Below are 13698 nucleotides of genomic sequence, written 5' to 3'. Positions count from 1 at the left end.
GAAAGATACCGTGATCAGGGCGGTGTTCTTCGACGCCGGGAACACGTTGCTCCTGCCGCATCCCTCCGTGGAGGAGGTGTGCGCGGAGGTCCTCGCCGGGCACGGTTACCACCCGCCCCTCGAGGCGGTGAGGAAGGGCCTGGAGAGGGCGGAGCGCTACTACGAGGAGCGCTACTGGGCCGACGACACCTTCTGGGCGTCGGAGGAAGAGGCGGCGGCCATGTGGAGCGAGATGTACGCCCTGGCGGTGGAGGAGGTGGGCGTAGCCTCGCCTCCCGCCCTGGGAAGGGAGCTCTACGACGAGTTCGGCAAGGGGGAGCGCTGGGCCCTCTACCCCGATGTCATCCCCGCCATGGAAAGGCTGCGGGAGATGGGCATGCATATGGGAATAATTTCCAATTGGGACGTGCGCCTCCCGGGCCTCTGCCACCACCTGGGCCTCAGCCGCTACCTGGAGTTCGTCATCAGCTCCGCCAACCTGGGGCGCATCAAGCCCGAGGCCTCCATCTTCCAGGCAGCACTGGACCGCCTCGGGTTGCGGCCGCGGGAGGCGGTGCACGTGGGCGACCACTATTACGCGGACGTGCTCGGGGCGCGCGCGGCGGGCATCCACCCCGTGCTCCTCGACCGCTGGGGTCTGGCCGACAAGCCGGACTGCGCGGTGATAACGAGCCTCGAGGAGCTGCCGGATCTCCTGCTCTCTGGCGGCTTCGCGTGAATCTCGACCCGTGGAGGATATGGCCGGTATCCTTCGCGCGGGCGGGACCGGGCGAGGGAGGAAGAAAAAAGGAGGGCGAGATCGGCAACGGCGCCGGTCCTGCCTTGAGCGGTGGTTCTGGTCTGCATGAGAAGGAGGGGGAAACGCAGGATGAAGGTTGCCGCAGTGCAGATGAAGGCGCGCCTGGCCGACGTGGAGCACAACCTGGAGCGTGCCGCCGCGCTGGTGGACGAGGCATTCGCGCGGGGATGCGAGATGGTCATCCTCCCGGAGTTCTTCACCAGCGGGGTGGCCTTCCATCCCGACATGCTACGCGCCGCCCTTCCCTTCGAGGGACCGGCGCTGGAGATGCTGCGGGGCGCTGCACGGCGGCACGGCGGTTACGTGGGAGGCTCCTTCATCGCCTCGCGGGGCGGCGATAATTACAACGCTTTCGTGCTCGCCTTCCCTGACGGCGGCTACGCCGTGCACGAGAAGGACCAGCCTACCATGTGGGAAAACTGCTACTACCTCGGCGGAAAGGACGACGGTATCCTGGAGACCCCGCTGGGGCCGGTGGGGGTCGCCTTGTGCTGGGAGCTGGTGCGCACGCGCACGGTGCGCAGGCTGAGGGACAGGGTGGACCTCCTGGTGGGGGGCTCCTGCTGGTGGACGGTGCCGGACCGCGCCATACCCCTTCCCGGCAAGAAGAGCGCCCACCGCCGCAACCTGGAAATCATGCGCGAGACGCCGGTGCGCATGGCGCGCATGCTGGGGGTGCCGGTGGTACACGCGGCGCATGCCGGGGATTTCGTCGCGCGCATGCCGCTCTTACCCGGCCTGCCCTACCGCTCCTTTTACCTTGGCGAGACCATGGTGGTGGACGCGACCGGCGAGGTGCTGGCGGGGTTGTCGCGGGAGGAGGGGGAGGGCATCGCCGTGGCCGAGGTGCAGCCCGGGCGCCTGGCTCCCGTCGAAGATCCTCCGGACGGCTTCTGGATCCCGCGCCTGCCCTGGTTGATACGCCTCGCCTGGTCCTACCAGAACCTGCACGGAGTGTGGTACTACCGTCGCTGCAGGCGCTCCGGCAGGCTGCGCATACCCTGAAGCGCGGGCTTGGCCCTTCCGGTTTACCTGTATTTCCTTATGGGGGTTTATGCGTATTCTACATGCCGATATGCCGGGGGTTTCCTCCGGTGCGAACATGTCTTGTGAACATGTCTTATGCCTGCCGGGCCATGCTTGAGGCACGCTGCGAGATGTGCCGAAAGGGGAGCACGACCTGCCCCTGCCCCTTTCCCCACCGCGCTTGCCCTGCCTCCCCTTACTCGCTTTCCTTCACCCCGTCCTTCACTTGTAGTTCGCGCCTATGGACTCCGTCACCAGGTGGATCCAGGTCTGTCCCGGTCGCAGGGGGATGAGGTTCCCCTTCTCGTCAAGGAAGAGGGTGGGGGACGACCGGTTGGCCTTCTTCCAGGTGCCGTGGTGCACCTCTCCTCCGCAGAAGACCAGGCATTTCCCGCTCCCGATGACCTGCATGTTTGGGGTTTCGGAGCCAGTGACGTCGCGGATGCCGCTGCCGCTCGTGGTCACGAACTGCACTATGACGTTACGCGGGGCCACCCTCCTTCCGGTGGTGAGGTCCGTGTGCGGGGAACCGCTGATGGAGTGCAGGTAGGTGTCGCTCGCCGCATCGTACTGGTAGGAGGCGACACAGGCCGGGGCCTTGTAGGGTATCTCGATGGTGGTGGCGGGGGAGACCATGACGCTCCCTCCTTCCGCGCCGCCCTCCCCGCCGGCGGGATCTTCCCCTGTGGCGCCCTCCTCTTTCGCCGCCGGCTCCGCGAAGACCAGCCCGCTTTCCGGAAGCTCGTGGTAATCGTCCCCGCTTTCCGCGAGGAAGCGCCGCAGCAGCTCGCTGCTGGTATAGAGGTTATGGGGCGCCCGGCGGGAGCGGTCCCGCCAGAAATGGGAGCCGTCCTCCTCGATGTACTTCAGCCCCGAGGCCCTGACCAAGGACATCACCTGCGGAGCTCCCCCGCTGCAGATGAGCAGGGGGTCGAGGAAGGAGACGATGTCGATGTCCGAAGGCCTGGCGCTCCTGGTGGGCCCGATGACCTGCGGGTCCCTGGAGAGGAAGATGCAGATGAAGCGGGTGACACCGCCCTCCACCAGTTCCTCGAAGACCAGGTCGGCGTCCACGATGCCGCTCTGCGGCCTGGCCTTGGGGTCGTTCTCCACCTTCACCGCCAGCGGCCGCCTCATCACCACCTCCCACGATGACACCACCTCGCCGGTGAGCGGGTTGACGGCGGGCTTTTCCGGCTCGGGAACAGGTTGGTCGTCCTGCGCGGGCTTCGCCGCCGAGCACCCCACCACGGTGATGACCATCGCCAGGACGAGGACCGGGACGAGGATGTATGCCGGCAGCGATGGGCGCGGCCGTTTGCGCGCCCGCAGCCTGCGGTGTGCCGAGTTCAACGCGTACATCGTCTGCTCTCCTTCCCTTGTGTGCCTCATTCCATATCCATCCTTCATCCCCGTGCCGCCCGCCTCCTTCCGCGGGCCTGCCGATCCGTCGTACATCCCGCACGTCCGCCGCATGTTACCTTCCAACATTTACGCGACTTTCGCAACCCCTTCCTGCCGTCATGCCTTTACTCCCCCCACGCGACTTTCGCAAACCCTTCCTGCTGTCATGCCTTTACCCTCTCCTCCCCGCTTGCGCGTCCTTCGCCGTCGCGGCCTTTCGCGACCTCCCGCCGCAGCCTCCCCTCGCGATATCGCGTGCGACCGCACTTGATGCGAGCGCCCTTGCCATGCGACCGCCCTTGCATGTATCGGCAGGTTCGCCCGGGGGATGGACAGAGCAGCCTCCGCGGCCCGGCCTCAGGGCTCCAGGGCGAAGAGGCGCGCTGCGTTGCCGCCCATGACCGCCTCGCGCGCGGGATCGTCACCCAGCCCCTCCGCGGCGTCCGCGAGGGTGCGCGGGTAAGGGAGCAGCGGGTAATCCGTCCCGAAGAGGACCTTGTGGCCCCCCGCCGCCGCGGAGGCCAGGCGGAAGATGCGGGGATGGTAAAGGAAGGGGGAGGCGGCGGTGTCGTACCACACGTTGCGGCAGGCCTCCGCCACCTCCGGCATCATCTCGTAGAAGGGGAGGCCGCCGCCCCAGTGCGGCAGCAGGAGCTTCACCTCCGGGAAGGTGAGCACGAAGCGGTAGATCACCTCCGGGGTCACGGGGCCCTTGCCGGGATAGACGTGGCCTACCGGCTCGTTCACGTGGATGAGCAGGGGGACGTCGTATTCCATGGCCAGCCTCACCAGGGGAGCAAGCAGGGACTCGTCGAGGGGGTCGAATCCCTGGGGCTGGGCGTGCAGCTCGCCAAGGCCGCGCGCCCCCGCCTCCAGGCAGCGCCTGGCCTCGGCCAGGGCCTCGTTTCCGCGCGCGGGGTTAACCACCGCGAAGGGGATGAAGCGTCCGGGGTGGGAGCGGGCCGCCGCCAGCACGTGGTCGTTGTTCTCCGCGCAGCAGGCGGGGGTGGTCCAGGGAAAGGGGCAGATCACCGCCGCGCGCACCCCTGCCGCGTCCATCTCCTCCAGCATCTCCCCTGGAGAGACCATGCGCTGCCCGCCGCTCGCGAACATGAGCCGGAAGGCGACCTCATCCTCCGGGAGTGAAGAGGGACGCAGCCGGGCGCGGTCGGGGAACAGGTGCGTGTGCGCGTCGATGATCATCCCGCCTCCCCTTCCCGACTGCTCTGATGTCTGCATTCCCTTTGTCCTTGCCATACCGTGCGAGGACCCGGCGCCCCCGTATTCGCTTCCCTTGCTCCCTTGTGCCCGTCCGGCGCCTCCCGCCCCCTGGCCCGCCGTGGAAGCCTCGTTGCCGCATGAGCGGGCGGAGATCATTATAATATAACGAGCAGGTAACGAGCGGCCGGGGAATGACGTTTCGGGATAAGCGAGAAGGGCGGGACAGGTGAACGCATGGGAGTGATACTCTTTTACCTCCTGCTCCTCATCGTCATCGCCCTGGCGGCCACCGCTTTCTACCTCCTGGTGCGCATCATCGGCATCTACAGGAGGGCGCGCAGGCTCGAGACCATGCGCAACTACGAGACCATCCTCTATGCCGCCCTGCCCAAGCTGAGCCCCGAGGAAGCCATGCGCTCGCTGCTGCCGGAGCCGGACGAGGTAGCCCTCGAGGAGGTTCTCCTGAGAATGGGTGACGAGGCGGAAGGGGAATGGAAGGAAAAGGTGATACAGGTCTACCGCACCAGGGGATACGCGGAGAAGAGATTGCGCCAGCTCCGCTCCCGCTCGAAGTCCCGGAGGTCGCAGGCCGCCCGCCGCCTGGGAAGGATAGGGGACCCCGAGGCCGTCGCCCCCCTCAAGGAACTGCTCACCGACCCCAGGGAGGAGGTGAGGGAGGCGGCCCTCTTCGCGCTGGGCAGGATGGGGACGCTGCCCGCCCTCAAGGCCATGTGCGAGGTGCTGGGCGCGAGCGACCGCTGGGCGTGGGAGAAGGTGGCCGAGGCAATGGAGGAGATGGGTGACGAATGCCACCTGGTCCTTTGCGAGCTGCTGCGGGACGAGAACGCGGCGTGCCGTGCTTTCGCCGCCGAGGTGGCGGGCACGGTGGGAGGGAACGAGGAGGCGTCGCTGCTGGAGGAAGCGTTGCGCGATCCCGAGGTCGACGTGCGTGCCCGTGCCGCCTCCTCCCTGGGCAGGCTGAGGCATCACGTGTCTCGCCCCGCGCTGCGGGAAGCCCTGCGGGACGAGGCCTGGGAGGTGCGCTGCCAGGCTGCGAAGGCGCTGGGCCTTTTAGGGAACGGGGAGGACGCGACGGCGCTGGCCGCGGCCCTGCGCGACGCTTCCTGGTGGGTGAGGCAGAACGCCGCCGCGGCCCTGCAGGAGTTGGGTGAGGCGGGTGAACGTGCGCTGCAGGAAGCCCTGTGGGATGGGGACAGGTTCGCGCGCGAAACCGCCGCGCAGGCCCTGGAAGAAGCCGGGCTGGTGGAGATGGCGGCCACGGAGATGAGGGAAGGAAACCTCGATCTCGACAGGGGACGGGCCGTGCGGCGCATGGCGGAGATGGGGCGGGTGGGCTGCATCGCGGATTTCATCCTCCGTTCCCGGGAGAGGTCCGTGGTGGCGGGGTTCCTTTCCCTTCTCGAGGGCGTCGAGCATCCCCTGCTGGATACGGTGAGGAAGAAGGTCGCGGGTTTCGCCGCCTCGCAGGGGAACGGTGACGGCGCGGGAAAGGGCGAGCGAGGAGAGGGTCAGCCCGAGGAACCGGGCCGTGAGGAAGCGGGTCGAGAGGGTGCGAGAGGCGACCAGCCGGGCCGGGAGGAGACGGGCGGGAAGGTTCCGTAGCGCGAGCGAGGAGACAGGTGAGCGTCTACCATCTGCTGGTCTATGTCGCCGTCGCGTATTATTTCTTCATCTACAGCACCCACCTTCTTCACCTGGCCCTGGGATACAGGTCGGCCCTGAGATGGAATAAGATGGGATACCTCGAGGAGGCACACCGCCTCACGCGCAGCACCCTGGTGCCCCCGGTCACGCTGGTCGGCGACCTCAGCGCGGTAGAGGGAGACGCGGTGCAGTGGATCGACCACCTGCTGGGCCAGCGCTTCCCCCAGCTGGAGCTCATCATTGCCGCCCACGGGGATGACGAGAGGCTGGAGGCCATAGTGGAGGCTTATTACCTCCGACGGCTGGACAGGGTGTTCAGGCGTTTCACGGCCTCGCCGGAACCGCGGGAGATCTACCAGAGCGGGGACCGTCGCCTCCTCCTCGTCGTGGCGGAAGGGGACGGCAGCTCTTTCCTGAACCTTGCCTTGAACCTGGCCCGCTACCCGCTCTTCGCCGTCCTCGACGGGGAACCTTACCTGGAGGAGGACGCCTTGTTGTGCCTGGTGAAGCCCTTCATGGAGGGCGGGGAGGAGACGGTCGCGGCCATGGGGGTGGAGGTTCCCTCGGAGATGGAGGAGGATCACCTTCTGCCGCCCGGTCGCATGGCGAGGTTCTCCTTCATGGAATCCCTGCGCATGCAGCTGGGCTACCTGGCCGGTGCCCCCTCCCTCGGTGGACCCCCCGTCATGTCCGGTTCACTGGTGATATACCGCAGGGAAGACCTCCTGAAGGCGGGGGGGTTCCGCGCGGGGTCTGCCACGCTCGAGGCGGAGATGGACATGGCCGTGCGCCTCCACCGCCTGATGCGTGGCGAGAAGAAGCCCTACCGCTTCGCCCTGCTGCCCCGGGTAACGTTGCGGAGGCCTTTCCCCCGCAGCTGGCGTGAGCACTTCCGGGGATACAGCCGCCTGCGCAAGGGGGTGGTCGAGGCCATGTGGTCGGGAAGGGACATGCTCTTCAGGCCGGGGTACGGTTACCTGGGGATGGTGCAGCTTCCCGCCTTCTGGCTTCTGGTGAACCTGATGCCTATCCTCGGCTTGTTCTGCTATGTCGTCACCGTGGCCTTCTTCGCGCTGGGTAAGGTGGGATGGCCGCCCTTCGCCGCCTTTCTCGTCGTCTCCAGCCTTTATCCGGGGTTGGTGGGCGCGGGGGCCGTCTTCACCGCGCGGCATGAGCTCGGCATACTGCGGGGACAGGGCGCCCTCCTCTACGCCTACGCCCTCCTCACGCAGTTGTGGTTCCGCCAGGCAAGCGCCGTTACCGCCTTCTTGAGGTACGGTGTTTGAGTGCAGGCGCCGTGCGCTCCTTCACGCGTATTCCCCGGCCGCTCCGTTCCGTGTCGGCGGCACGTGTCCGCGGTGCTGCGCCGGGCGTTTCCGTGCCGCTGCGCCCGGGATCGGGGATTGCTATACTGGAAGACACGGGGGATGGCGCAGGGACGGATCGTAAGGCCCGGTTGTGGAGCCGGGTTGAAAGCCCGATCGTGAGCCCGCCTTTGAAGGCGACTCCCCGGCGCGCGGAACGGTGCCCATGGATGACGCGTGTGGCGGGAAGGGAAAGGTCGCGGAAGCCGCGGGGCGGCGGCACGTGCGAATGCCGCTGGGCTCGCCGCATGGTGCGCCGATGAGCACGCCCCGGAGGTCGCCGCGGAGATCCACCGGAAGCTTACTGGCAGGGATCACCTACCCGCTCTTCTCCTTCCTCTGCCTCCTGTGGCTTGTCATCAGGAGCGGGCGCAAGCCCTCGCGCCTGCGTTACCCGTGCCAGCAGGCGGCCATGGTCCATTCGGGATGGTTGCTCGCGCTGGGAGGGGCCTGGTGCGCGGCGTCCTTCAGGCGGACGCTGAATTGCAGGGCGCGGGCGGTGCCACTGCTGCTGCTCTTCCTGGCCGTGCTGCCGCTCTCGCTGGGCGGACAGGCGCCGGCGAGAGCAGTGGCCTCTCTCCCGGACGTCGCCGAGGCGCGGGTGCGTGCCGCCTCCCTCCTCCCCGCGACCTGGCAGGCGGCGGATCCCTCCACGGCGCACGACATCTTCGTGGTCAACCACGTCCCGCGGCCCGTGCCGGGGAGCTCTCACCATCCGGGCGTGGACGCCCTGGTGCATTACATGGGCGAGGGCGGGCTTTTCCTCTACCGCAGCGACAGGTACGGGAACGGCGCGGGGCCGGGCGGGCTCATCGCCCGCGACGACGTGGTGCTCATCAAGGTCAACGCGGCCTTTGACCAGAGGGGGATGACCAATACCGACGTGGTGAAGGGGTTGATCGCCGCCGTCCTGGAGCATCCGGACGGCTTCACCGGCGAGGTGGTGGTGGTGGAGAACTGCGAGGGGGGGCCGGATTACGACCAGGTCAGGAACAATGCCGAGGACACCCGCCAGTCCTTCCGGGCGGTGGTGGATTCCTTCGGGGACCCCTCCCGCGTCTCCGCCTCGAGCTGGTGGTCCTTCACCGACAACCTGGTGGGAGAGTTCGACGTAGGCGACTTCCGGCAGGGCTACGTGAACCTGGGCAACAACGTCTCCTACCCCAAGTTCATCACCGGGAGGGGCACCTGCGTCTCCCTGCGTCACGGCATCTGGACCGGGAGCGGCTACGACAAGAGCAGGATGAAGCTCATCAACGTTCCCGTCCTGAAGTCGCACAACGCGACGGGGGTCACCGCCTGCCTGAAGAACTTCATGGGCGTGCCCAGCATCCACATGACCACCAACGTCCATCACGACCTCATCTTCAACGGTTTCATGGGAAGGATGATGAACGAGGTCATCTATCCCTGCCTGAACATACTGGACGCCATCTGGGTGAGCCCCTCCCATCCCGACGGCCCGGCGGGCCCCTACTCCAAGGCGGTGCGCACCGACATCCTGCTGGCGGGGACGGACCCCGTGGCCCTGGACTGGTACGCCGCCAAGCACGTCCTCCTCCCGGTGAGCGGCTACGGGAGGCATGATCCGGATACCCCCTTCGGTGAGAATACCAATCCTTACCATGACGGCACGCGCAACACCGGCTATCCCTACAACGCCCTGCGCATCATGCTCGAGTCCACGGCGAGAGTGCTCGCCGCCGGGGGGCATGACGTAACCCTGGATCCGACGCGCATTACGGTGCACCTTCGCGACATGAGGTGGCTGGCGGACTGGTCCGGCGGCCACTGCGTGCTGGGCACGGGGGAGGCCCGCTGCGACTGGTACTTCGCCGAGGGCACCACGCGGGAGGGCTTCGAGGAATGGCTGTGCCTGCAGAACCCGCAGGGGGAGGCGGTGGCGGCCGACCTCACCTTCTACGGAGCGCAGGGGGAGGTCACCCCCCACCGCATCTGGCTTCCGCCCCACTCCCGCACCACGGTGAACGTCAACCACCTCCTGGGACCGGGAAGGGACCTCTCGGTGCACGTGCACACCTCCCTGCCCACGGTGGCGGAGCGCCCCATGTACTTCCTCTACCGCGGCTCCTGGTCCGGCGGCCACTGCGTGCTGGGCACGGGGGAGGCCCGCTGCGACTGGTACTTCGCCGAGGGCACCACGCGGGAGGGCTTCGAGGAATGGCTGTGCCTGCAGAACCCGCAGGGGGAGGCGGTGGCGGCCGACCTCACCTTCTACGGAGCGCAGGGGGAGGTCACCCCCCACCGCATCTGGCTTCCGCCCCACTCCCGCACCACGGTGAACGTCAACCACCTCCTGGGACCGGGAAGGGACCTCTCGGTGCACGTGCACACCTCCCTGCCCACGGTGGCGGAGCGCCCCATGTACTTCCGCCTCCCCCGCTGACCGTGCCCCGGGCGCAGGGGGTCGGGCGCCGTCTTGTGCCTGTTGTGTGCGTATGCGTTCTTCTTCCGGCGGCCGGGCCGCCGGGTAACGGTCTCGCTCGCAGGCTCGCTGCGACCGACCCTGTAGTTCCCCGGGCTGGGTGGGTGCGTATCCGTCCTTCTTCCGGCCCGGGGCCTCAGGGTAACGGTCACGCTCGGCGCCGCGTGCCTTTCTCATTAATCCGAAACCTTGGGTAAGGCGTCCTCGCTGCGACCGACCCTGTAGTTCCCCGGGCTGGGTGGGTGCGTATCCGTCCTCCTTCCGGCGGCCGGGCCGCCTGCGCCAAAGGGCGATCACATCCTTAATCCTTTCTTTACATTTTCACAAGGGAGCGTTAACCGCTGGGGGCGAAGATAGGGCAAGAGAAAGCGATATATGCGGGAAGCGGAAAGAATGGGGGCTGAGAAAGGGAGGTAGATCTTGAGGGCAAGGCTCGCGGGATTCAGGGAGTGGCTGAAGGGGCGGGATGGCTGGGACCTGGCCTCCGCGGCACTCCTGCTCCTCTTTCTCGTACTCATACTGGTGAACGTATCCATGTATCCCGTTTTCCTGGACATCCCCTACCACATGGCGGTCACGCGGGGGTTCCGGGAGGCGGGAGGCGTGACCACGTGGGATTTCTGGGACTACGCCCCCGAGGGCAGGCCCCACCTCTACCCGCCCCTGCTGCACGTGAGCATGTCCCTGCTGCAGGACCTGGGGCTCTCGCAGGAGGCCGTAGCCACCCTGGTCTGCCTGGTCATGTTTCCCCTCATCATGTTCGCCGCCTGGTGGATGATGCGCCGGCTTTTCGGCGCGCGCGCCGCCTTCTTCTCCCTGCTCTTCCTGTGCGTTCCTTACGCCTTCTTCTGGCAGACGGGGATCACCGTCGCCGCCTCGCTGGTCCTGGTGCTGACGCCCCTGCTCTTCCTGGCCCTGGAGAAAGACCGGCCCCTCGCCGCAGGCCTGCTCCTCGCCATGTGCCTCTACGCCCACCTGGTGCTGGGGCACCTGGCGGCGCTGGCGCTCGTCGTGTATCTCGCGCACAGGCGGCGATACTGGAAGAGGATAACGGCCACGCTGGCGCTCGCCTACCTCCTGTACCTTCCCTGGGGCCTGGTAATCATTACCAACCTATCCAGCCTGCACTTCTCGGAGCCTGGCGGGGGCGGAGCCCTCGTCGTGCACGTACTGGCGTGGCTGGCGGCGCTGGCGGGAGCAGTGGTCTGCTACCGCAGGAAAGGCACTTACTACCTGTTGCCCTCCTACCTGCTCTCCATGGTGCCCATAGCCTTCTTCTACTCCAACCGTTTCTGGGAGGGACATGCCTTCCTGCCCCTGGCCATGCTGGGCGCGGTGGCGCTGGACCGGCTCTGCGCGGTCCTGCACGGCGCCCTTGAGCGCCGCAGCGCCGCCGCCACCTCCTCCCGCGCGGCGGTCGTCCTTCTCACCGTCGGCGCGGCGATGCTCCTCCTCCTGGTGGACCCCGTGCTCACGACCAGGAACGCGGGCGGCGCGGGGGCGCGGGCGTGGGCATTGCCGGGGAGCGCGCCGGCGGCGCGGGAGACGGCGCGTCCGCCCCTGGACGGGGCGCCGTTCGCTGCGGGTAACCCGCGGCCGCCCATCGGCGCGGATGGGGCGCCGTTTGCGGGCCTCCCGGTGGAAAAAAGTGATTCCCTGCGCCTGGAACTCGCGCCCACCTCCCTCCTGGTGCTCACGGGCCTGGAGGAGGCGGGCAGGCAGCCGGGAGCGGACCAGGAAATCTTCGGGCGGGAGAACGAGGCCCTGATGTGCGCCGTGCAGGAAAACAGCCGGCAGGGCGACGTCGTCTTCGTCCTCGACGGAAGACTCGGTGACCTCATTTACGCCATGACCGGAAGGTACGCGACGCGCGGCATGTTCCACGAGGTGCAGCCGGGGGAGGAGGTCGGCCTCCTGGAGGGCCTTGGCGGCGCGGACCTGGCGGTGATAGGCGGGGCGGGCGGGTCGTCGCGAGTGCCCTTCCCGCAGGGGGATGTCCGTGGAGGAGGCGCCACGGGAGCTGCTCCGGGGGGAACCGCTATACGGGGAGCCGCCCCGCTGGCAGGCGCTTTGCCGGAAGGTCCGCCCGGCTGGAAGATAGTGGCAAGAGAGGGACGGTACGTGGTGCTGGCGAGTGAGGGCTACCGTGGCGTTGCAAGCGGGCCATGCGGCGCCGCAGTGCCCCTGGGTGCCGCATATGCCCTGCTGGCGCTGGCCGTGGCCGCATGCTTCTGGGACCTCTGCCGCCGCGGACCCCTCTTTCCACGCGGTGGTGGAGAAACGGGCCCCGGCGGGTTCCCTCGCGGCGCCGATGGCGGAGGTCTCCACGGCAGGGGAGAAGGGGGCAAGGAAGGCGGAGTGGCATTCGGCCGTAAGGAGGGCTGCGGGGGCCGTTCAGGAGGAAGGCCCGGCGGGAGCGGTGCGGGAGAGGACGTATGCGACGGGGGCGCGGAAGGCCCCCTTTCGCTCTTCGGGGAGGCCTGGCTCAAAGGGCCCCGCGCGGGCGGCGGGGAGGGCGAGGGGCGCGACATGGATGCTGTCCTCGAGGAGACGCTGCTCCTCGTACCCGCCTACAACGAGGCGGAGAACGTGGGACGGCTGGTCCAGGAGATCAAGTGGATGTATGGGGAGGTGGATGTCCTGGTTCTCGACGACGGCTCGTGCGACGGTACCTCCGGGAAGGCCTACGCGGCTGGAGCCGCGGTCCTCAGGTCCAGCAGTAACCGCGGCATCGGGGAGATGATGCGCCGCGGTCTCTCCTACGCCTGGTACAGGGGCTACCGCTTTGCGGTGCGTCTCGACGGTGACGGTCAGCACCCGCCGGCCTGCATCCCCGCCCTGCTGGAACCGCTCGTGAGGGGCGAGGCGGAGGTGGCGATAGGCTCGCGTTTCCTGGACGGGAAAGGCCGGAACGCTTCCGGAGGAGGGACATCTCTCCCCCGCCGCATGGGGATGGCTTACTTCCGCCTCGTCTTGAGAGCGGCCACGCGCCGTGCCTTCAGCGATCCCACCTCCGGCTTCCAGGCTTACTCCCGCGCGGCAATGAGCTTCCTCGCCTCCCGCGCTTCACGGCGTTATCCGGAAACCTACTGGCTGTTGCTCCTCTCGCGGGCCGGACATCGCGTGAGCGAGATCGCGGTGGAGATGCGTCCGCGGCGCCACGGGCAATCCAGCATAGGTCCGCGGGAGGCACTGGCGATGACCGCCGGCGCCACTGCCTGCCTCCTGCGCAACCCCGTCCACGGGTCCCCCTGGTCGTCATGAAGGACCCGGCACCGCTCGCCGTCGCCCGCCTTTCGCCTCACCCGTGCAAGGGGTACCCAGAGCCGCCCTTTTCCGAGGGATATCGCTCCCATGCCTGAACGCGACGCAAGCGCGCCGCATCGTGTTTCCCGCGTGTGGGAGCGCGGGCGCGGGGACGCCGGTCCGCGGCCGGCAAGCGTCGGGACCGGGAAACAGCACGGGAGCACGCATTACGGGGACCCGCATGCGCATAAGAGCGGGCTGCGGCGAGGGTTCATAGAGGTGCCCATAAGGGGAGGCGCGAGAGAACGCGTGGCGGGATGTATGAAAGGTCCGGTAAAGGGCCTTAGGGTCCGGGCATAAGGTAAAGACGAAGGCTGAATCGGTCGAAAAAAATAATTAATAGTTCTCTTTTCATCGGTGATGCCGGCAGGAAAAAGCAAGGCGGAGCCCTCGCGTTCTTTTCTTACCGGCGATCCATCGCTTAGGCCGCCGAGGGAGAGTAAGGTCGACGAGGGAAAGGCACGGTT

At 67.6% G+C, this 13698-nt stretch carries 8 protein-coding genes; 6 read left to right on the top strand and 2 right to left on the bottom strand.

What is annotated here, in order from left to right; genetic code table 11:
* The first annotated feature begins 10 nt into the window (after positions 1-10).
* Together H5T73_06465 and H5T73_06460 are read left to right on the top strand one after the other, a co-directional pair.
* Positions 11-718 carry an HAD-IA family hydrolase gene (locus H5T73_06465; protein ID MBC7247404.1) on the top strand — a complete coding sequence of 236 codons (708 nt, stop codon included), beginning with the start codon at positions 11-13 and terminating at the stop codon, positions 716-718.
* Between the two features lie 150 nt (positions 719-868).
* The gene (locus H5T73_06460; GenBank protein ID MBC7247403.1) at positions 869-1804 is read left to right on the top strand and encodes a carbon-nitrogen hydrolase family protein; all 936 of its coding nucleotides are present in this window, start codon (positions 869-871) and stop codon (positions 1802-1804) included.
* Between the two features lie 243 nt (positions 1805-2047).
* Here the strand turns inward: H5T73_06460 and H5T73_06455 are convergent, their stop codons facing one another.
* Positions 2048-3187: a DUF3048 domain-containing protein gene (locus H5T73_06455; GenBank protein ID MBC7247402.1), complete on the bottom strand. Its 1140-nt coding sequence runs from the start codon at positions 3185-3187 to the stop codon at positions 2048-2050.
* A gap of 399 nt (positions 3188-3586) precedes the next feature.
* A complete protein-coding gene (locus tag H5T73_06450; protein ID MBC7247401.1) occupies positions 3587-4468 on the bottom strand; it encodes an amidohydrolase in 882 nt (293 codons plus the stop codon).
* Between the two features lie 216 nt (positions 4469-4684).
* Between H5T73_06450 and H5T73_06445 the strand changes: the two genes are divergently transcribed.
* The 4 genes from H5T73_06445 to H5T73_06430 all read left to right on the top strand — a co-directional run bounded on the left by H5T73_06445 (position 4685) and on the right by H5T73_06430 (position 13189).
* The gene (locus H5T73_06445; GenBank protein ID MBC7247400.1) at positions 4685-6073 is read left to right on the top strand and encodes a HEAT repeat domain-containing protein; all 1389 of its coding nucleotides are present in this window, start codon (positions 4685-4687) and stop codon (positions 6071-6073) included.
* Between the two features lie 17 nt (positions 6074-6090).
* Complete coding sequence (locus H5T73_06440) at positions 6091-7401, top strand: hypothetical protein (protein MBC7247399.1); 1311 nt, start codon at positions 6091-6093, stop codon at positions 7399-7401.
* Between the two features lie 337 nt (positions 7402-7738).
* A complete protein-coding gene (locus H5T73_06435; protein MBC7247398.1) occupies positions 7739-9886 on the top strand; it encodes a DUF362 domain-containing protein in 2148 nt (715 codons plus the stop codon).
* Positions 9887-10345: 459 nt separating this feature from the next.
* Positions 10346-13189: a glycosyltransferase gene (locus tag H5T73_06430; protein ID MBC7247397.1), complete on the top strand. Its 2844-nt coding sequence runs from the start codon at positions 10346-10348 to the stop codon at positions 13187-13189.
* The last annotated feature ends 509 nt before the right edge of the window (positions 13190-13698 follow it).

The sequence above is a fragment of the Actinomycetota bacterium genome, assembly GCA_014360655.1.
In the GTDB taxonomy this organism is placed as follows: domain Bacteria; phylum Actinomycetota; class Geothermincolia; order Geothermincolales; family RBG-13-55-18; genus JACIXC01.
Note: the sequence above shows the minus strand (reverse complement) of the source record. Positions and strands in the feature narration are given on the sequence as shown.